The sequence below is a fragment of the Hydrogenophaga sp. ZJX-1 genome (assembly GCF_048590325.1).
Classification (GTDB): domain Bacteria; phylum Pseudomonadota; class Gammaproteobacteria; order Burkholderiales; family Burkholderiaceae_C; genus Hydrogenophaga.
Genome location: NZ_JBMBRA010000001.1, coordinates 581481 through 601438 on the forward strand (window position 1 = coordinate 581481; position 19958 = coordinate 601438).

The 19958-nt window shown below is 64.8% G+C and carries 18 protein-coding genes, 1 tRNA gene and 1 riboswitch; of the genes, 8 read left to right on the forward strand and 11 right to left on the reverse strand.

The features are described from left to right. Positions 1-2 precede the first annotated feature (2 nt). The 4 genes from ACN5W5_RS02910 to ACN5W5_RS02925 all read right to left on the reverse strand — a co-directional run bounded on the left by ACN5W5_RS02910 (position 3) and on the right by ACN5W5_RS02925 (position 3577). On the reverse strand, positions 3-560 hold the full coding sequence (locus ACN5W5_RS02910) for a GspH/FimT family pseudopilin (RefSeq protein WP_420047091.1): 558 nt from the start codon (positions 558-560) through the stop codon (positions 3-5). 120 nt (positions 561-680) lie between these two features. After that, on the reverse strand, positions 681-1130 hold the full coding sequence (gene nrdR, locus ACN5W5_RS02915; RefSeq protein ID WP_177135298.1) for a transcriptional regulator NrdR: 450 nt from the start codon (positions 1128-1130) through the stop codon (positions 681-683). 19 nt (positions 1131-1149) lie between these two features. After that, the gene (gene glyA, locus ACN5W5_RS02920; protein WP_420047092.1) at positions 1150-2394 is read right to left on the reverse strand and encodes a serine hydroxymethyltransferase; all 1245 of its coding nucleotides are present in this window, start codon (positions 2392-2394) and stop codon (positions 1150-1152) included. Positions 2395-2450: 56 nt separating this feature from the next. Beyond that, positions 2451-2616: riboswitch (ZMP/ZTP riboswitch) on the reverse strand. Between the two features lie 58 nt (positions 2617-2674). Beyond that, positions 2675-3577 (reverse strand): transglycosylase SLT domain-containing protein, encoded by a 903-nt coding sequence (locus tag ACN5W5_RS02925; RefSeq protein ID WP_420047093.1) that lies wholly within the window; start codon positions 3575-3577, stop codon positions 2675-2677. Between the two features lie 725 nt (positions 3578-4302). Here ACN5W5_RS02925 and ACN5W5_RS02930 point away from each other — a divergent pair. Then, positions 4303-7053, forward strand: a complete 2751-nt coding sequence (locus tag ACN5W5_RS02930) for a DUF349 domain-containing protein (protein WP_420047094.1) — start codon at positions 4303-4305, stop codon at positions 7051-7053. Between the two features lie 52 nt (positions 7054-7105). Here the strand turns inward: ACN5W5_RS02930 and ACN5W5_RS02935 are convergent, their stop codons facing one another. The 6 genes from ACN5W5_RS02935 to ACN5W5_RS02960 all read right to left on the reverse strand — a co-directional run bounded on the left by ACN5W5_RS02935 (position 7106) and on the right by ACN5W5_RS02960 (position 12478). Then, entirely contained in the window at positions 7106-7969 is an 864-nt protein-coding gene (locus tag ACN5W5_RS02935) for a zinc-dependent peptidase (protein WP_420047095.1), read from the reverse strand. Beyond that, positions 7963-8778, reverse strand: a complete 816-nt coding sequence (locus tag ACN5W5_RS02940) for a UDP-2,3-diacylglucosamine diphosphatase (RefSeq protein ID WP_420047096.1) — start codon at positions 8776-8778, stop codon at positions 7963-7965. The genes ACN5W5_RS02935 and ACN5W5_RS02940 overlap by 7 nt, the downstream gene beginning before the upstream one ends. Before the next feature lie 40 nt (positions 8779-8818). Further along, entirely contained in the window at positions 8819-9325 is a 507-nt protein-coding gene (locus ACN5W5_RS02945) for a peptidylprolyl isomerase (protein WP_177135292.1), read from the reverse strand. A 2-nt stretch (positions 9326-9327) separates the two neighbouring features. Beyond that, the gene (locus tag ACN5W5_RS02950) at positions 9328-9858 is read right to left on the reverse strand and encodes a peptidylprolyl isomerase (protein WP_420047429.1); all 531 of its coding nucleotides are present in this window, start codon (positions 9856-9858) and stop codon (positions 9328-9330) included. 86 nt (positions 9859-9944) lie between these two features. After that, positions 9945-11450 (reverse strand): L,D-transpeptidase family protein, encoded by a 1506-nt coding sequence (locus ACN5W5_RS02955; protein WP_420047097.1) that lies wholly within the window; start codon positions 11448-11450, stop codon positions 9945-9947. Then, a complete protein-coding gene (locus ACN5W5_RS02960) occupies positions 11450-12478 on the reverse strand; it encodes a tetratricopeptide repeat protein (protein ID WP_420047098.1) in 1029 nt (342 codons plus the stop codon). Before ACN5W5_RS02960 ends, ACN5W5_RS02955 begins: the two co-directional genes overlap by 1 nt. A gap of 325 nt (positions 12479-12803) precedes the next feature. Between ACN5W5_RS02960 and cysS the strand changes: the two genes are divergently transcribed. From cysS to ACN5W5_RS02995, 7 genes are all read left to right on the forward strand, one after another. Continuing rightward, a complete protein-coding gene (gene cysS, locus ACN5W5_RS02965) occupies positions 12804-14192 on the forward strand; it encodes a cysteine--tRNA ligase (RefSeq protein ID WP_420047099.1) in 1389 nt (462 codons plus the stop codon). Next, positions 14192-14842: a DNA-3-methyladenine glycosylase family protein gene (locus ACN5W5_RS02970; RefSeq protein ID WP_177135288.1), complete on the forward strand. Its 651-nt coding sequence runs from the start codon at positions 14192-14194 to the stop codon at positions 14840-14842. Before cysS ends, ACN5W5_RS02970 begins: the two co-directional genes overlap by 1 nt. Before the next feature lie 109 nt (positions 14843-14951). Next, entirely contained in the window at positions 14952-15941 is a 990-nt protein-coding gene (locus ACN5W5_RS02975; protein WP_420047100.1) for an acetyl-CoA carboxylase carboxyltransferase subunit alpha, read from the forward strand. A gap of 1 nt (position 15942) precedes the next feature. Continuing rightward, entirely contained in the window at positions 15943-16953 is a 1011-nt protein-coding gene (gene tilS, locus ACN5W5_RS02980) for a tRNA lysidine(34) synthetase TilS (protein ID WP_420047101.1), read from the forward strand. A gap of 102 nt (positions 16954-17055) precedes the next feature. Beyond that, entirely contained in the window at positions 17056-18336 is a 1281-nt protein-coding gene (locus ACN5W5_RS02985; protein WP_420047102.1) for an aspartate kinase, read from the forward strand. 65 nt (positions 18337-18401) lie between these two features. Further along, positions 18402-18494 (forward strand) — tRNA-Ser (locus tag ACN5W5_RS02990). A gap of 74 nt (positions 18495-18568) precedes the next feature. Continuing rightward, complete coding sequence (locus ACN5W5_RS02995; protein WP_420047103.1) at positions 18569-19477, forward strand: DMT family transporter; 909 nt, start codon at positions 18569-18571, stop codon at positions 19475-19477. 15 nt (positions 19478-19492) lie between these two features. Here the strand turns inward: ACN5W5_RS02995 and ACN5W5_RS03000 are convergent, their stop codons facing one another. Then, positions 19493-19954: an RNA-binding S4 domain-containing protein gene (locus tag ACN5W5_RS03000; protein WP_420047104.1), complete on the reverse strand. Its 462-nt coding sequence runs from the start codon at positions 19952-19954 to the stop codon at positions 19493-19495. Between the last annotated feature and the right edge of the window lie 4 nt (positions 19955-19958).

A 19958-nucleotide genomic window follows, 5' to 3' on the forward strand; every position in this document is an offset into this window, starting at 1 on the left:
AATCAGGTGGGGCAGCTGCCGGAACCTTTGGTCGAGGTGGCTCTCATGCCGGACGAGAAGGTCAGGGCAATACAGCTTGTGCTGTTGGGTGTGTTGATGGGAGCCATCTGGAAAGCGAAAAACATGCTGCCAGCGAACTGGCCGAAGCTGTTGACGCGCACAAAGTTGTTAGCGGCAACGTTGTTGGCTTGAATGGATACGCCGCGTTGGAGTTCGGTGCCGCGAACCAGCGGCTCTGCGGCTTGCTGGACGTTGTCGCCGTTTGTGTCCCGGAACACGATCCAGCCGCAACCCCAGTTGTTGCTGGGGCAATCTGCTCTACGTCGCACCGTAATGGGTTGCCCGGTTCGGATGGCCTCGGTACGCGCGAACTGGAGTGTGGAAAGCAGGTTGTCTCGCGCGGAGGCGACTTGGTAGGACTCGATCATCCCCGTGAAGCTGGGCGCTGCGAGTCCAGCCAGAATGGCCATCAAGGACACCACGACCATCATCTCGATAAGAGAGAAGCCGCTGGCGCTTTGCGGGGGCGCTGAAGGGATGGGGTGGGCATGAGAATCCATGTACGCATCGTATCGGCGCGTGCCGAGGCCATCAGAGGCAGTCAGCTGACCGGCGGAAACAACGCGACAGGCGGCAGAAAGTACTCGAATCGGCGTGGCGCTGGCCACGCGGCTGCGTCATCAACGTCGCACTTCGTCCACCAGTGCCCGGAACTCGTCAATGTCTTCGAAACTGCGGTACACGCTGGCGAAGCGGATGTAGGCCACCTTGTCGAGCTTCTTGAGTTCGCGCATGACCATTTCTCCCAGCCGGGTGGCCGGGACTTCGCGGGCGCCTAGGTTCAGCAGCTTTTCTTCGATGCGCTCGATGGCTGCGTCGACCTGCTCGGTGCTGACCGGGCGTTTGCGCAGCGCCAGCGCAAAGGACGCGCGCAATTTGGCCGGCACGTAGTCGACGCGCCGGCCGTCTTTCTTCACCACGGCCGGAAAGCTGACCTCCGGCCGTTCATAGGTGGTGAAGCGTTTTTCGCAATGGCCGCACTGGCGGCGGCGGCGAATGAAGTCCGCGTCTTCGGAGATCCGGGTCTCGACGACCTGGGTCTCCAGATGACCGCAGAAGGGGCACTTCATCGCGTCGCGCCAGTTGGCATCACTTGTACACCGGGAACCGGGCCGTCAGCGCGTTGACCTTGGCGCGCACGGCCTCGATGTTCGCCGGGTCACGCGGGTTATCCAGCACGTCGGCGATCAGGTTGGCGGTCAGGCGGGCTTCTTCGTCCTTGAAGCCGCGGGTGGTCATGGCAGGGGTGCCGATGCGCACGCCGCTGGTGACCATGGGCTTTTCCGGGTCGTTGGGGATGGCGTTTTTGTTGATCGTCATGTGGGCGCTGCCCAGCACGGCTTCGGCTTCCTTGCCCGTGATGCCTTTGGCGCGCAGATCGACCAGCATGACGTGGCTCTCGGTGCGGCCGCTGACGATGCGCAGGCCGCGCGACACCAGGGTTTCGGCAACGATGCGTGCATTTGTCAGCACTTGTTGCTGGTAAGCCTTGAAGTCGGGTTGCAGTGCTTCTTTGAATGCCACGGCCTTGGCCGCGATGACGTGCATCAGCGGGCCACCCTGCAGGCCGGGGAAGATGGCGCTGTTGATGGCTTTTTCGTGCTCGGCCTTCATCAGGATGATGCCGCCACGCGGGCCGCGCAGGCTCTTGTGGGTGGTGGATGTCACCACGTCGGCAAACGGAACCGGGTTGGGGTACACGCCGGCAGCGATCAGGCCGGCGTAGTGGGCCATGTCCACCATGAAGATGGCGCCGACGTCTTTGGCCACTTTGGCAAAACGCTCGAAGTCGATGCGCAGGCTGTAGGCCGATGCGCCCGCGATGATGAGTTTGGGCTTGGTCTCATGCGCCTTGCGCTCCATGGCGTCGTAGTCAATGGCTTCGTTGGCGTCCAGACCGTAGCTGACCACGTTGAACCACTTGCCGCTCATATTGAGCGCCATGCCGTGGGTGAGGTGGCCGCCTTCGGCCAGGCTCATGCCCATGATGGTGTCGCCGGGTTTCAGGAAGGCGAGGAACACGGCTTCGTTGGCGGATGCGCCGCAGTGGGGCTGCACGTTGGCGGCGTCGGCGCCGAAGATCTGCTTCACCCGGTCGATCGCCAGTTGCTCGGCGATGTCGACGTATTCGCAGCCGCCGTAGTAGCGGCGGCCAGGGTAGCCCTCGGCGTATTTGTTGGTGAGCTGGGTGCCTTGGGCGGCCATGACGGCGGGCGAGGCGTAGTTTTCGCTGGCGATCAGCTCGATGTGGTGTTCCTGGCGTGCGTTTTCGGCCTGGATGGCGGCAAACAGCTCGGGGTCGGTTTGCTCGATGAGGATGTTGCGGTCGTACATGGTTGGCAGTCTTGGGTAACGTGGATCCCGGCGCACGTCAGCGGGGTGACGACGGCAGGGGCTGCCCAGGCGAACGGCTGATCACCTGTCTTGGCAGCCAGGCGGCACGCTTCCCAGTGGTTGTCCCTGGTCCCATATGGGGGCAGGGGGGCCACGTCAGCACCGAAGCCTGGGCTGTGAGCCCTGAGCCTGGAGTGCCTATCGCCAGTTGCGTGCGGGGCCTAGTTTATCCGAGCAGGGCGGCAGGCGCCCGGATAGCCGATATTACCGGGCCCAGGGATCACGAACGGGCCAGCAGCAGGGGTTCCACGGTTTCTGCAACGGGGGAGGCAGCGTCGGCTGCTTCCATCTCGGTGACGTCGGGCGTCGGCAGTGTCTCGGTATCAGCGGGCACGACGACCGGTATGGTTCTGTAGCTGGGGAAGCGGGTGGGCATGGGCTTGCCCAGCGCCACGCTCTGGATGCGCAGGTGTTCTGCCATCACCTTGTTGATGTAGCCACTGCCATCGGTGGTGACCGCACCGACGTACAGGCGCAAGCCGCCTTCGATGGAGCCTGCCCGTTTGATGCAGTCTTGCAGCACCCGCGCACCCACCCGCAGGTTGGATACGGGATCGAACGCCGCCAGCTGGCCGCCAAAGTCTTCGTATTTTTCAGTGTGCACGCGCGTGAGCACCTGCATCAGGCCTTGCGCACCGACAGGGCTCTGGGCAAAAGGATTGAAGCGCGACTCCACGGCCATCACCGCCAGGATCAGGGTTGGGTCCATCCGCGCCTTTTCGCCCACCTCGAAAGCTTCGGCCACCAGAACCCCCAGCGGCTCCGGAGCAACCCGGTACTTGCGGCTCAGCCAGAAGGCCACGTTGGCCTGTTGCTTGGGCAGCTGGGTGGGCTGCACGGCGGTCACCCGTTGCACGGCATCGGGTTCGGGTTTGAACGCGACCACGGGCGCTGATGCCACCTGGCGCTGCTGCAACCAGCCCAGCAGGTGTTGCTCGGCGTCGCTGCGCAGGTCGTGGCGCGCGGCCAGCGTGATCAGGCCCACGGCGAGAACGGTGCCCAGCAGCGCAACGCTGTTGTGGGTGATGGCGATGAAGCCCTGGACCATGTCGCTCAGGGCGGTGTTGATGGATGCCTTGGCACCTGGGGTGCTCTTGTGGTGGCGGGGGGTGGTGTCATTCATGAAGTCTCTCCTGTCGGTGCCGCGGTGACCGGGTGGGTCTGTGCGGCTGGCTGGGCACCTCATCGAGGCGGGCTTTGTGAGCCATCGCGTTCGATGGACCCTGCTGGGTCAGCGGCTCGGGTTTACCCTGAAGGGCAAAACCGGCGAATGTTAGGGGGAGTTTAATATCAAGTCAATGTTTAAAAGTTGTTTCATAAATACTTAAAGGTATATGTAATGGCGGTGTTGGCCACTTTTTGTGTCCCGTGCTAGCACGGATGCCAGCCCGGATCAGCGGTGCTCGCCGGTCAGCGTTTCAGAGGTACCGCTGGTCGATTCGGGTGCGATAGGGTGTTGTTACTGCTGTTAACAGCGTGACCTTCATCACGCGCCGATCGCGATTGAAAATCTCCATGACGTTGCTCGGGGGTACGTCTTGAAGCGGATCAGGAACCCGGTTAACCTTCAGTTGCCCGTCGTGGATGGGCATCAAACCGGTGACGCGGAGCATCCGCCAACCGGTTCCAAACGGGAGCAATCTGTTGCTTCCAGGCTGGAGAGACATCCAACTCCCTCCGCCAAAACCGACGGCAAGTGCAAATTGCCCGCCGTCAACCCCGGTGGGTTCTGCTCACCGGGGTTTCTTGTTTTTGGGCGTGCCGGATCGGCATGTGCAGCAACAGCAGCGACAATACGGGCTTCGCCAGGCGCTCATGCGCCGGCCCCTATCCCGGAACGATCCCTGTATGTCGCTGTTTTCCCTGCGAAGAAGTCCCCCCCAGTCCAATGCCCCGGAATCTGCCGTGAACACGCCCGCCAGCTCCAAGCAAGCCCCTGCCAACGCCGCACATCCCCTGGATGCCCTGACCGGTGGCGCGTTTTCTGCGCCCACTTCTGGCGAGCGCGCATCCCGCATCCGCGAATGGCTGGCCGGCGAACCGGGGCTGGAGCAGATGACCGAAGTGTTCAAGGAGCTGTCGCAGCGTGACCGGGGTGCGGCCAAGCCGCTGAAGGAAAAGCTGGACGAACACAAGCGTTTGAAGGCCCAGGAACAGATTGCCGCCGAGTGGGCCGTCAAGGCCGAGGCCCTCATCGGGCAGTCCCGTCTGAATCTGGCCGATGCCATGGCCTGGCAGCGCGATGCGGCCCGGGCGGGTGCTCCGCTGTCGCGTGAACCGTTGGCGGGGCTGAAGCAGGCCCTGGCCGAACGCGTCAAGGCGATCGAGGATGTGCAGCACCGTGTTCAGGTGGAGCGGGAGTCGGCGGTGTTGATGGCTCAGCGCATCGAGGTGATGTCGACCAAGCCCTGGCGCGAAGCCCAGCAGAGCGCCGAAGCGCTGCGCACCGACGTGGCCCAATGGCAGCAGCAGGCCAGTACCCTGGCCGACGATGCCCAGTGGCCCAGCGTTGAACCGAAGTTTCCTCCCATGCTCCAGGCATCGCGCAGCCAGCTGCAACTGGTGTGGGAAGCTTTCGAAGCGGCCCTGGCCCAGGCGGTTGCGGCCGATGCCAACCCGCAGGCACCGCTGCCGGCCGTGCCGGTCTGGGCGGACGAACTGCGTGCTGCCCGTGGCGAGGCAGCGGCTGTGCCCGGCGAAAAAGCCGCTCACGATGCCCAAGCCGCCCAGGAGCGCCGGGTCAAGGTGCTCGCAGAACTGGATCGTGCACTGGGTGTGCTGGAGCGCGAGCTGGCCGAGGGCCATGGAAAAGCCACGCCGAAGGCCGCGGCCGATGTGCGTGCGGTGCTGAAGTCGCATGCCCGCCTCATTGGCCCCGAGCTGGAGGCCCGCGCCCACGCGGCCCTGACCCAGGCCGGTGATCTGGAAGACTGGCAGCGCTGGCGTGCCGATCAGCTGCGGGAAGAGCTGGTGAAAAAGGCCGAGGCGCTGTTGCAACCGCCGGAGGGCCAGCGACTGGGTGGGCGCAAGATGCAGGAGACCCTGCGCAGCCTGCGTGATCAATGGAAGGCGACCGATCAGGGCGGCCAGCCCAACCATGCGTTGTGGAAGCGTTTCGACGAAGCCTGCACCGAGGCGCACAAGAGTGTTGAAGTCTGGTTGACCCAGGTCCGCCAGCAGGCGGAGGCCCACAAGGCCCAGCGCATGGCCATCATCGAAGAGCTCAAGGCCTGGACCGCCACGCATGGGCAAAGCACCGACTGGAAAGCCCAGGTGCGTGAGTTGCACGCGTTTTCCGAGCGCTGGCGGGAAGCCGGTCACCTGAGCGAGAAGGCGTTTGCCGAAATGCAGCCGCTCTGGAAAACCGCCATGCACGCCGCGCATGCCGGACTCGAAGCCGCGCAGGCACAAAGCGTTGAGCGTCGCCGTGCCCTGATCGAGGAAGCCAAGGCCATGGGCGCAGCGCCCCAGTTGCGCATTGACGCGGTCAAGGCGCTGCAGCAGCGCTGGCAGGCCGAAGCGCACGCGGTGCCGCTGGAGCGCAAACAGGAACAAAAGTTGTGGGAGGCCTTCCGCCAACCCATTGACGAAGCCTTTGCCCGCAAGAGCAGCGAGCGCGAGAAGGCGTCAACGGCACTCAATGCCCACGATCAGCGCGTGCTGGAGGCCTCGCAGGCGGTGGACGCTGCCAGTGCGAGCGGCGATGCCCAGCAGATTCGCGCTGCCATGGCGGCGCTGGAAGCGGCCTTGCGCGGTCAGGCGGAGGCTGCGGCTGAACCTGCTCGTGGCGCGGCGAATGCCGTTGCCGCGCCTGCCGGGGCCACTGAGGAGACTGCAGAAAACCAGTCGATGGCCCCGGCTGTGGACGGTTCAGCGCCGGCCGATGCCGGGGACGAAGTCGCGGCGGCAGAGGCCCCGGCACCCGTCAAGCCTGCCGCCCCGCCCAAGAAGATCGTTGCGGTGCGTGGCGATGACCGGCCGGGCATGAAAAAGACCGAACCCGCCGGACGTGATGACCGTCGGGGTCCTCCGGGCCGCGACAGCCGCGATGCACGGGGTGGTTTTGGCGGCCGTGGTGACGGGCGCGATGCTCGCGACGGGCGCGGCGGCGAACGGTTTGACCGCGAGCCGCGGGGGCCGCGCCTGGGGGATGCCGCTTTCCGAGCCCAGCGTCAGGCGATCGAACACGCCGAAGCCGCGCTGCGCAAGCTCGCGGCGCAAGCGCACGGTGAGGTATTGACCCAGCTGTTGACCGCCTGGGAGCAGCGCGATGCGTCGCAGTTGCCGACGGCGCAGGCGCTGGGTTCGCGCGTCAACGCGGCGACCCGCAGCGCGTGGTCCCAGAGCCTGAACGCGGGCACGCCTGCTGCGGTGCCTGCTGATGCCCTGTTGCGCCTGGAAATGGCGGCCGAAGTGCCCACGCCGGCCGAACTGCTGGATGCCCGCCGCATGCTGCAGCTGCAGCTGCTCACGCGCCGCCACGAAGCCGCGCCGGCCGATACCTGGGCTCAGGATGTGTCCCGCGTGCTGGCCGGTGAGTTTGACGCTGGCGCTGCGCGCCGGTTGCAGAACACGCTCAAGGTCCTTCTCAAGCGTTGAGAGGCACTGAGGTGGGGCGACCGCCTGCCTGACCCGGTGGGCCGGTGGCCGTTTACGGCGGGTGAGCCCGGAAAAACCCGTCGTACAGCGGTAGCAGGGTCGGGCATTCGAGGGCGAAGCGCTCGCGGTTGACAAAGTAGGCCTCGCAGGTCACCGCGAAGAACTCCGCCGGATCCTTGGCGGCATAACTGTCCAGCCAGGGGCGTTCGCCGCCAAAGCGTTCGGCGACGTTCAGCGCTTCACGAAACTGTGTGTAGGCCTCGGTCATGGTCCGGCGCCAGTGTTGTCTGGCCTGGGCCGAATGGGTCGAGCCCCACAGGCCCCGGGTCATCGCGGGTGCGCCATCCGGGGTGTCGCCGGCTTGCATGCCGCGCATGTCCATCTTGTGCACGAATTCGTGGATCACCACGTTGCTTCCGCTGCCAGTCACCTGACCGGCTTGTGCCACATCTTCCCAGCTCAGCATCACCGGGCCGCGGTCCATGGCTTCGCCTGCGAGGACTTCGCGGTAGCGGTGCACCACGCCCGCGGCGTCGATGGACTCCCTCATGGCCACCGCAGCACCCGGTTGCACCACAATGCCCACGAAGTCGTCGTACCAGTCCAGCGCATCCATCGGGTCCCGGGAGCTCCGGGCGGTCGGACTGGCGATGTGCAGCAGCGGCAGGCAGGCCTGTGCCGCGATGCTCAGCGCCATGGCATCGGTGACCACCAGGCCATGGGCGCCGTGGAATTCCTTCTCCAGCAGGAAATGACCACAGAGCTGCTGCAGGCGAGTCTGTTCGGTGGTGGTGAGTTCGGCCAGGAAGGGGTGTTGCTGCAGCGTTTCGCGCCACAGCGCCGCGGGCAGCGGCAGAGGGCTGCGCCAGCGCCTGGGCAGCCAGCGTTGCAGCAGGCGGGCCAGTGGTTTCAGCACAGGGGCAGTCGCTGCAGTCCGTCCTGCGCTCTGAGGCGAAGCACATCGGCCCGCGGTGGCAGGGCGGTCGGATCCCAGTCGCTGAGCACCACGCGCCGCAGGCCTTGGCCCAGATCGTGCTGATCCGGACGGTGGGTGTGGCCATGTATCAAGGTTTGTGAGCCGGCCACCTGCAGCCACTCTCTGGCCGCACCCGCATCCACGTCGGCCCAGAGGCTGGGATCGTGTGCACTGCCGCGTTTGCGGGCCGCGCTTTGCTCGCGCAGTCCGCGGGCGATCGCCTCGCGCTCGCTCAGCGGTTTGGCCAGGAAATCGCGCTGCCAGTCGGCGGAACGCACCACTGCCCGGAACTGCTGGTAGTCGGTGTCGGCCAGGCACAGGGCGTCGCCATGGCTGAGCAGCCAGCGCTGGCCATGAAATTCCAGCACGGTCGGATCGTCGAGTCCCTGCATCCCGCAAGTGCTCAGTGCATGGGCGCCAAGCAGGAAATCGCGGTTGCCGCGCATGAAATACACCGGCGTGTGGCGGCTGTGCTCCCACAGCAACTGGGCGCAGGCGTGCCAGAAGGACGGTGTGGTGTCTGGCACTTGGGGCGTCAGCACATCGTCACCGATCCAGACCTCGAAGAGATCGCCCAGGATGAACAGCGCATCGGCCCGCTGCACAGGGGGCTGTTGCAGATAGTGTTGCCACAGGGTAAGTGTGGCGGGTTCTGCCGCCTGCAAATGCAGGTCGGAAATGAAATCGACCGCTTGCCAGTGCGCGGGTGCGCGCAGGGTGGCGAAGCGGTCGGGGGTCGATTCTGGCATCGGGACGGGGCAGGGAGCCCCCGCCATCAAATGGCGACGGTCAGATGGCGACGGCTTTTTCGATGACGACATCTTCCTTGGGCACGTCGTCATGGAAGCCTTTGCGACCCGTGGCCACGCCCTCGATCTTCTTCACGATGTCCGAACCGGCAACCACCTTGCCGAACACGGCGTAACCCCAGCCCTGGGCGCTGGGGGCGGTGTGGTTGAGGAAACCGTTGTTGGCGACGTTGATGAAGAACTGGGCACTGGCCGAGTGCGGGTCGCTGGTGCGCGCCATGGCCACGGTGTAGAGCTCGTTCTTCAGGCCGTTGTTGGCTTCGTTGTTGATGGGTGCGTCGGCGGGCTTCTGGTTCATGCCCGGTTCGAAGCCGCCACCCTGCACCATGAAGCCGGGGATGACACGGTGAAACACCGTGTTGTTGTAGTGACCCTTGTTGACGTACGACAGGAAGTTGGCTGTGGACAGCGGTGCCTTCTCGGCGTCCAGTTCCAGGGTGACGATGCCAAAGTTGGCGATGTGCAGTTCGACTTGGGGATTGGCCATGTTTATTTCTCCAGAGTGGCTTTGAGGATGGTGAGGGGTGTCTTGGGCACGTTCTGATGCATGCCCTGGTTGCCGACTGGAACGAGCTTGATTTTGTCCACGACGTCCATGCCTGCGGTGACTTTGCCAAAAACGGCATAACCATGGCCGTCGGGGTTGGGGGCGTTCAAGGCGGCGTTGTCCACCACGTTGATGAAGAACTGTGCCGTGGCGGAGTTGGGGTTTTGCGTGCGGGCCATGGCGATCGTGCCGCGGTCGTTTTTCAAGCCGTTGCTGGCTTCCAGCGGAATGGGCGCACGGGGGGGCTTTTGCTGAAAATCGGCATTGAAACCGCCGCCCTGGATCATGAAGTTGTTGATCACGCGATGGAACACCGTGCCGTCGTAGTGTTTGTCGCGCACGTATTGCAGGAAGTTCTCGACCGTTTTGGGGCTCTTGTCTGGATACAGTTCCAGCACGATGTCACCCATGGAGGTGCTCAGTCGCACCTTGGGCGCCTCGCCGGCCGGCGTGCTCTGGGCCCAGGCGGCCATCGGGAACAGGGCCACTGCCGCGCTCGCGACGAGCAGGGACGCCAGACGACGGCGCAACGGGCGTGGCATGAAAGACGTGTTTTGCATCAAGGGGTACCTTCAGAGAATATTTTCCACTGGTCGCGTTCCAGCGCCCAGTACTGGCGGCGCGTCACGCCGCGGGATTGGCCCAAGGGAACCTCGCCAAAAGTCACCACCATGGTGTCCTGGGCATCGCGCCAGCGAAGCAATGAGACTTCCTTGAGCTGCAGCTCCCGGGGGCCTTTTGCGGGACGCAGTTCGCTCTCGACACGCGGCCACCATTGGGCCAGATCGCGGCCCTGGTTCAGGAACCGGCTGGAGTAAAACCCCTTGAGTTGTCCCAGATTGCCCTCGCTCTTGGCGACGCGCCAAGCTTCCAGGGCCGCCTCAAAGGCCTGACGTTCGGTATCGAGTGCCTCGGGCTGTACCCATTGAAGTTCGGGTGCGATCACGACCGGCGTGGTGCGGATCTGCACGGTCTTGAGCAGCCGCTCCAGGTCCGGGTTGGACAGCACCACGCAGCCATCGGAGGCTTGAGGCGCGCGCACAAACTGCTCCCTTGGCGTGCCATGCAGCCAGATGCCGCTGCCGGTCTTGCCGCGTTGCACGTCGAGCGGGTTGGGGTAGTTGATCGGGAGCGCACCCACGCCGTACAGGTCGGGCAGGTTGTCCGGGTTGAGGTTGCTGGTGATGTAGTAAACGCCAAGCGGCGTGCGCTTGTCACCCTCGGCAGCTTTCTCGATGCCGGACAGCCCCACGGAAATGTAGAAATCACCCACCAGGTGCAACTGGGGTGCTTTTGCGATCAGGCTGCCTGACGCCGAGGGGGTTTGATTTTCAAACAGGTACAGGCGCGAACGCGAAGCATCGATGGCGATGGCATGCCGGCTCTGCGACGACAGGGCGAGGAACTGCGCGGGGATGCTCCCGGCGGGTGGTCGCTCCATCAGGGCGCGCAGCCGGCGGTGCGACTCTTCTCGCAGCGTCTTGAGTTGCTCAGAGGCGGCCAGCGCCTTCGTGTCGGGCACATCACCGAGCTTGTGCACCGGGCGCGTTTGCAGGTTCAGCAAGTCGCCATGCACCAGGTGTGCGAGATGAAAGTTCGGGTGGTCACGCACCAGTGCGTCGGCCTTGGCGAGTGCTTCGCGCGCCAATCCCTGGCTGATCAACTGGTAGATCTCAATGAGGCGGGCTTCGGCCTGGCCCATCAGCGGCATCACCTGCTGCAGGGCTTCACTGGAGAGCGGGCTGGACTGCAGTCCGGACACTGCTTTTGGCGTTCCAAGCAACTCGGCAGCGTCCTGAACCTTGCTCAGCGCGTTGTCGAGCATGGACGGAGCGGATGACGCATTGGCTGGATCGGCGGTGGTGACCACGGCGGTCATCCGGTCCAGCAGACCGCCGGACAACCCCGTCGGACCCACGCAGGAACTGATCAAACCAATGACCAGCGCCAACGCAGCCAGAATGGCCAATCCAGTGGCCGGGCGCAGCAGGCCGCCAATGCCAGAACTCAGGTTGGCGGTGGGAATGCTGGCATGGCCATGCTGGAAGTACCGCCGACCGGCCATCAGGAACCCGTGGATTCGCGCACGATCAGCCAGCGGCTGCCGCTTTTGACGAAATCAAGTTTCTTGCGGCTGGTGACATTGAGCGTGTCGGAGCTGTAGTCCTGCTTGAAGCTGGCCGATGCGCGATCGCCATCAACCGAGACCGACAGGTCGCTGATGTCCACGCCGATGCGAGAGCGAGGCAGGATGCGGGCCTTGCGGTCCGCTTCCCAGGCGCCGCGGGCCTGACCGCCGGGGGGCGTGAAGTTGCCGGCGTAGGCACCCAGGTAGCCTTGCATGTTCTTGCTGGACCAGGCCTTGGCCCAGGAGGACACGGCGGCTTCCACAGCGGCTTCGGCGTTGCCCGAAGCGGCGGTTGCGGGCGTCGTCGGTGCCGGGACTGTGGGCTTGGCCACCGCCACGGGTGCGGTGGCAACGGGCGCTACCGCCGCCGTAGCCGGCGCCGCAGCCGGACGGGCACCGCCCTTGGCGTCGGCGCTGAACAGGGTGCGGATCAGGCTGAGCTTGGGGGCCACGGCGGTGTTGCCGGCATCCAGCTGCAGTGCCTTGCTGTACGACTGGCTGGCCAGCTTGGCGTACACGTCACCCAGATTCTCATGGGCTGTGGCGTAACTGGGGTTGGTGCGGATGGCCATTTCGAGGGCTGCGCGTGCCTTGTCGAACTGGCTTTGTCCGGCGTAAAGAACGGCCAGGTTGTTGTAGGGCTCGGGCAGCTCGGGAAATTCTTCGGTCAGCTTGGAAAAGGTGGCAATGGCATCGCTGTGTTTGCCGCCTTCGGTCTGGATCACGCCTTTGAGAAAGCGCATCTGGGGGTCGCGGGGCTTGCTGGTGAGGTACTGGTCCACCTTGGTCAAAGCTTCGCTGAGTTGCCCGGCCCGCATGAGGCGGTTCACCTCGGCGTAATCGTCGGTCTGGGCCATGACCACAGTAGCCCCCAGTGCGGCCGAAACAGCCATCGAGAGCGCCAGCAGGCGCAGTCGGGATGTGACCAAGGTGGAGGTGCTGCCGCGACTTGAGGCGGACAGCATGGACGAAGTTTTGACGGGGTGATGCATGGGACCTCAGAAGAGCGAATGCGGGCAGACCGAAGACCGCGAGCGGGCCTGAAAACATGAATATAGCGCCTGTCTGTGTGTGCTCGCTCAAGACCAAGCTGGCTATACTGGTAGATTGTATCTGAGGGTGTAAGTCCAATGGCTTCCTGACGCCGGTCGGGTGCGACATTCGGCCCGCTCGCACCGACCGCTCCCGATCTTGTGTGCCGCTCTGCGCCTGTTGGCAGGTGCAGACGGAAGGTGCTGTGTTCGGCCTTTGCTCCCCTTTGCTTGCGCGCGCTGCCTGATTTTTGTTTCCATGACCCTGAGCATTTTCAATACCCTGTCCCGCCGTCTGGAGCCGTTCGAACCACTGGAGCCCGGCCATGTGCGCATGTATGTCTGCGGCATGACCATCTACGACCTGTGCCACATCGGGCACGCCCGGATGATGATGGCCTTCGATGTGGTGCAGCGCTGGCTCAAGGTCAGTGGCTACCGTGTGACCTACGTCCGCAACATCACGGACATCGACGACAAGATCATCAAACGAGCTGTGGAACGGGGCGTCACGCTCAAGGACCTGACAGACGAGATGACCGTTGCCATGCACCAGGACATCGCTGCACTGGGTATCGAGGCGCCCAGTTTCGAGCCGCGTGCCACAGCCTATGTGCCCCAGATGCTGACGCTGATCGGTCAGCTCGAAGCGAAAGGCCTGGCTTACTGCGCACAGGATGGTGACGTGAACTTCGCGGTGCGCCGGTTTCCCGGGTACGGCAAGTTGTCGGGCAAGTCACTGGACGACCTGCGCGCCGGTGAGCGGGTGGCGGTGGCCAGCGACAAGAACGATCCACTGGATTTTGTGCTCTGGAAGGCCGCCAAGCCCGATGAGCCGGACGAGGCCAGATGGGATGGCCCCTATGGTCAGGGGCGCCCGGGCTGGCACATCGAGTGTTCGGCGATGAGCTGCGCGCTGTTGGGTGAGTCCTTTGATATCCATGGCGGCGGGGCCGACCTGCAGTTCCCGCACCACGAAAACGAGATTGCCCAGTCCGAGGGGGCGAGCGGGAAACCGCTGGCGCGTTTCTGGATGCACAACGGTTTTGTGCGGGTGGACAACGAAAAGATGTCCAAGAGCCTGGGCAACTTTTTCACCATCCGCGAAGTGCTGGAGAAATACGACGCCGAGACGGTGCGTTTCTTCATCGTCCGCACCCACTACCGCAGCCCGCTCAACTACAGCGACGCGCATCTGGACGATGCCCGTGCCGCGCTGAAACGGCTGTACACCGCTCTGTCGCTGGTGTCTGTCGACCCGGTGGTCACCATCGATTGGTCGCATCCGTTTGCCCGGCGCTTCCGCGCCGCGATGGACGAGGACTTTGGCACGCCCGAAGCGGTGGCCGTGTTGTTTGATCTGGCGAGCGAAGTCAACCGCAGCAAAGACGCGGCGCTGGCCGGGCTGCTGCGTGCCCTGGGCGGCACGCTGGGGCTGCTGCAGGTCGATCCGGCGGCTTATTTGCAGGGCGGTGGCGCTGCTGCAGGTGGGCTGGACGAAGCGGCGATCCAGGTGCTGATCGCGGACCGCGCCGCTGCCAAGCAGGCCAAGAACTTTGCCGAGGCCGACCGCATACGCCAGGACCTGCTGGCGCAGGGTGTGGTGCTGAAGGACAGTGCAACGGGCACCACCTGGGAGCGCAGCTGATGGCTTCGTCCGTGTTGCCCGATGTGGGGCCTGACGCACCGTTGTATTGGCAAGAGGCCTGCCGCCACCTCATGAAGCGCGATCGCGTGATGAAAAAACTCATTCCGCAACATGCCGGCGTGAGCCTGCAATCGCGGGGGGATGCTTTCGTCACGCTGGCGCGCAGCATTGTCGGCCAGCAGATTTCGGTGAAAGCGGCGCAATCGGTCTGGGACCGTTTTGCCGTGTTGCCCAAGAAGATGTTGCCCGCCCAGGTGCTCAAGCTCAAGGTGGACGACATGCGTGCGGCCGGCCTGTCGGCGCGCAAGGTCGAGTACCTGGTGGACCTGGCCCTGCACTTTGCCAACGACCAGGTGCATGTGAATGCCTGGGCCGACATGGACGATGAGGCCATCATCGCCGAGCTGGTGGCGATCCGTGGCATCGGCCGCTGGACCGCCGAGATGTTCCTGATCTTCCACCTGATGCGGCCCAACGTGCTGCCACTGGACGATGTGGGCCTGCAGAATGGCATCAGCCGTTGCTATTTTTCTGGAGAGCCGGTGAGTCGCAGCGAGATACGCGAAGTGGCCGCCACCTGGGCGCCGTTCTGCAGTGTGGCGACTTGGTATATTTGGCGCTCGCTGGACCCGGCCCCTGTGGCCTATTGATACCAAAAGACGTCGTTGAAACACCGTCCTGATGCTTCAGGACACGGAACCGCGAACCGCCTGCATGCGGATCGCGGAAGGGTCGCCACAAGACCACAGGAGTCACACCTTGGCCAAAAAGAATTTTCTCGATTTCGAACAGCCGATTGCCGATCTCGAATCCAAAATCGAAGAACTGCGTTATGTCCAGACCGAATCGGCGGTCGACATCTCCGCCGAGATTGAGCAGCTGTCGGGCAAGAGCCTGCAGCTCACCAAAGACATCTACAGCCATCTCACGCCCTGGCAGATCACCAAGATCGCGCGGCATCAGGATCGCCCCTACACGCTGGACTATGTGCGCGACATCTTCACGCACTTCCAGGAGTTGCACGGTGACCGCCATTTCTCGGACGACCTGAGCATCGTCGGTGGCCTGGCCCGCTTCAACGGCCAGCCCTGCATGGTGCTGGGTCACCAGAAGGGGCGCGACACCAAGGAGCGGGGTCTGCGCAACTTCGGCATGACCAAGCCCGAGGGTTACCGCAAGGCGCTGCGCCTGATGAAGCTGGCCGAGAAGTTCAAGCTGCCGGTGTTCACCTTCGTGGACACGCCCGGTGCCTACCCCGGCATCGACGCGGAGGAACGTGGCCAGTCCGAAGCCATTGGCCGCAACATCTTCGAGATGGCGCAACTCGAAGTACCGATCATCTCCACCATCATTGGTGAAGGGGGCTCCGGCGGCGCGCTGGCCATCTCTGTGGCCGACCAGGTGCTGATGCTGCAGTACTCGGTGTACTCGGTGATCAGCCCCGAGGGCTGTGCCTCCATTCTCTGGAAGACCAGCGACCGCGCCAGCGATGCGGCCGATGCGCTGGGCATCACGGCGCATCGCCTCAAGGCGCTCGGCCTGGTGGACAAGATCGTCAACGAGCCGGTGGGTGGCGCACACCGCGACCACAAGCAGATGGCCGCGTTTCTCAAACGCGCGCTGACCGACGCCTGGCGCCAGGTGGCCGACCTCAAGGTCAAGGAACTGGTGGACCGCCGCTACGCGCGCCTCAACAGCTACGGGCGCTACACCGACACCAAGGCCGAAAGCAAGTCGGACAAGCGCTGAGGTGAGCGTGCCATCCGCACCCGCCAACCCCTGCGAGCAGGCGTTGGCTGCGTGGTGTGCGCGCTGGCTGCCCGCGAGCGCGGATGCCAGCGCATCACCAACAACGGTGGCGGTGGCCTACAGTGCTGGCGCGGACTCCACAGCCCTGCTGCTGGCCGCACAACATCGCTGGACGGGCAGGGTGCAGGCCCTGCATGTGCACCACGGGCTGCAGGCGGCGGCCAACGGCTTTGAAGCACTCGCCGTCAGTTTTTGCGAGCGCCATGGCATCGGGCTGCAGGTGCGCCGCGTGCAGGCGGCGCACGCTCCGGGTCAGAGCCCCGAAGACGCTGCGCGGGACGTGCGCTACACGACGCTTGCCGACATGGCGCAGCGGGCGGGCGCTTCCGTGGTGCTGCTCGGGCAGCACGCCGACGACCAGGCCGAGACCCTGCTGCTCGCGCTCAGTCGGGGTGCGGGACTGCCCGGTCTGGCGGCCATGCCGGACCGGTTTCAGCGGCACGGCGTGGTGTTTGGCCGTCCCTTGCTGGGCTTGCCGTCCCGGGCCCTGCGCGAATGGCTGGAGACGGCAGGGCATGCCTTTGTGGACGATCCGACCAACACCGACCTGCGCTACACCCGCAACCGCATCCGGGCGATCCTGATGCCGGCCTGGGAGACCTGTTTTCCCGGTTTTCGCCCGCTGCTCGCGCGCAGTGCGGGTCACGCGGCACAGGCACAGGTGTTGCTCGACGATCTGGCCCGGATCGATCTGGCGCAGACCGGCATGCCGCCGGCCATTCAGGGTCTGCAGTTGCTGAGTCGCGAGCGCCAGGCCAATGCGCTGCGCCACTGGCTGCGCTGCAGTGCGGGCGTGGCTGCCAGCACGGCCCAGCTGGACGAGCTGCTGGACCAGATCGCCGATTGCCGAACGCGGGGCCACCACATCCGCATCAAGGTGGCGGGCGGTTTCGTGACGCGCGAAGGTGGGTGTCTGGCCTTTGCCCGCCTGACCGGCACCTCGCCGATATAATTCCAAGGCTTTGTCCGGCGCGTTTCGCGCCCCGCAGGATCACCGCAGCGCCCCGGCACCGCGGCCCCTGTTTCAACGATCTTTCCAACCCAATCCAACCCGATGGCTTTGATTGTTCACAAGTACGGCGGCACCTCCATGGGGTCGACCGAGCGCATCCGCAACGTGGCGCGCCGCGTCGCCAAATGGCACAAGGCCGGCCACCAGATGGTGGTGGTGCCCAGCGCCATGAGCGGCGAAACCAACCGCCTGCTGGGCCTCGCCAAAGAGCTGGCCCCGGGCAAGACCGACAGCGCATACGGCCGCGAACTCGACATGCTGGCCGCCACCGGCGAACAGGCTTCCTCGGCTTTGCTGGCGATTGCCCTGCAGGCCGAAGGCATGGATGCGGTGAGCTACGCCGGCTGGCAAGTGCCGATCAAGACCAACAGCGCCTTCACCAAGGCGCGGATCGAATCGATCGACGACGCCCGCGTGCGCGCCGACCTGGACGCCGGCAAGGTGGTCATCGTCACCGGCTTCCAGGGCGTGGACCCCGATGGCAATATCACCACGCTGGGCCGTGGTGGCAGCGACACCTCGGCCGTGGCCGTGGCCGCTGCGCTCAAGGCGGCCGAATGCCTGATCTACACCGACGTGGATGGCGTGTACACGACCGACCCGCGCGTCGTGCCCGAAGCGCGCCGCCTGCTGCGGGTGAGCTTTGAAGAGATGCTGGAAATGGCCAGCATGGGCAGCAAGGTGCTGCAGATCCGTTCGGTGGAATTTGCCGGCAAATACAAGGTGCCCCTGCGCGTGCTTTCGAGCTTCACGCCCTGGGACATCGACCTGAATGAAGAAGCCGCCTCCGGCACCCTGATCACTTTTGAGGAAGACGAACAAATGGAACAAGCCGTCGTTTCCGGCATTGCCTTCAACCGCGACGAAGCCAAGATCTCCGTGCTCGGCGTGCCCGACAAGCCGGGCATCGCGTACCAGATCCTGGGTGCCGTGGCCGAGGCCAACATCGAGGTCGACGTGATCATCCAGAACCTGAGCAAGGACGGCAAGACCGACTTCAGCTTCACGGTGCATCGCAACGATTTCCAGAAGGCCATGGACCTGCTCAAGGGCAAGGTCGTGCCCGAACTCGGCGCGGCCGACGTGGTGGGCGATGCGCGCATCTGCAAGGTCAGCATCGTCGGCATCGGCATGCGCAGCCACGTCGGTGTGGCCAGCCGCATGTTCAAGTGCCTGAGCGACGAAGGCATCAACATCCAGATGATCTCGACCTCGGAAATCAAGACCTCGGTCGTGATCGACGAGAAGTACATGGAGCTGGCCGTGCGCGCACTGCACCGCGAGTTCGATCTGGACCGCACCGAAGACAGCATCGCCGGCTGAAGTCGGCAGCCACAGCACCGGTTCCCTCGGGAGAGGGGACAACTTGAGGCATAATATGAGGCTCCGGAGCGATGACCGAGTGGCCGAAGGTGCTCCCCTGCTAAGGGAGTATGGGGTGTAGAGCCTCATCGAGGGTTCGAATCCCTCTCGCTCCGCCAATCAGAGAAACCCGTTCCAGCGCAAGCTGGAACGGGTTTTTTCTTGGGACAGCCCGCACAAGGACCTTTTGCGCATGTCTTCGACTTCACGCCCGGCGCTGTCGCGCGCCGCCTTTGCCACGCTGCTGCTGATCGCCTTCATGATGGGGGCGAACCACGTGGCGGCACGCATGGCTTTCGACAACGGTGTCGATGTCGCCACCGCGGTGGTTTTCCGCAGCGGGGTCACGGCGCTGGTGGTTTCATTTCTGCTGCGCTGGTTCCGTGTGCCGGTGCGGCTCGGTCAGCGGCACCGCAGGGCGCTGCCCGTGATCGGCCTGCTGGTCGGTGTCCAGAGTCTGTGCCTGTATTCGTCGGTGGCCCGCCTGCCGGTGGCGCTGGCGCTGCTGGCGTTCAACACCTACCCGCTCTGGACTGCGCTGTGGGCACGTGTGGTCTACGGCCACCGGCCCGAGGCGCGCATGGTGCGCGCCATGCCGGTGATGCTGCTGGGTCTGGCGCTGGCGCTCGATGTGTCCGGCGCCGCTTCGGGCCTGGGTGCTTCGGGTCACTGGGCGCAGATTGGCGTGGGTGTGGCCTTCGCGCTCACGGCGGCTGCCACCTTCGGTCTGGCGCTGGTGCTGACCCAGCACGAGACGGCCGACCTGGATGGCCGCCTGCGCACCGCGAGCACCATGGGCATCGTGGCAGTGTTGGCCCTGGCCGGGGTGGCGACACAGGGCGGGTTCCATTTTCCCGTGGCCGTGGCGGGCTGGTGGGGCCTGCTCGGGCTCACGGTCCTGTATGGCACGGCCTTCACCATCATGTTCACCGTGTTGCCGCGCCTGGGCGTGGTGGGCAACTCGGCCATCATGAACATCGAACCCATCTTTGCGCTGATGCTGGCCTGGGCCATCCTGGGACAGAGCATCGCGCCCGTGCAGGTGGCGGGCGGCCTGCTGGTGGTGGCCACCGTGGTGTGGCTGGGCACTCGAAAAAACTGACGGATCGCTCGACGATCAGTCGTCGTCCAGCGAAGCGCTCCAGCGTTCATTCCAGCCCGGGGCCTTGCCCTCGTCGCGCAGGCCTTCGATGTGGCGCCGGTCGCGTTTGGTCGGGCGACCCTGGGTCAGGCTGTGGGCGGGCTCGGGCGCCAGCCGGCGCTGTTCGGCGGCGGCCAGGCGTTGGGCCGTCGACTCGGCGGTTTCTTCGTAAAGCTGGGCCGCGACCGGGGCCGGGCCGCGCACGCCGCTGAGCGCACGCACGAGCACGGTGCGGACGATGGGGCCCGACCGGATCTCCAGCGTGTCGCCCGGCTTCACGTCGTGCGAGGGCTTGACCGGCTGGCCATTGAGCCGCACGCGGCCCTTGTCGATTTCTTCGCAGCTCAGGCTGCGGGTCTTGTAGAAGCGCGCGGCCCAGAGCCATTTGTCGAGCCGGATCTTGCCGCTGCCTGCACTGGTGGACGGGACGTTCTTCATCGAA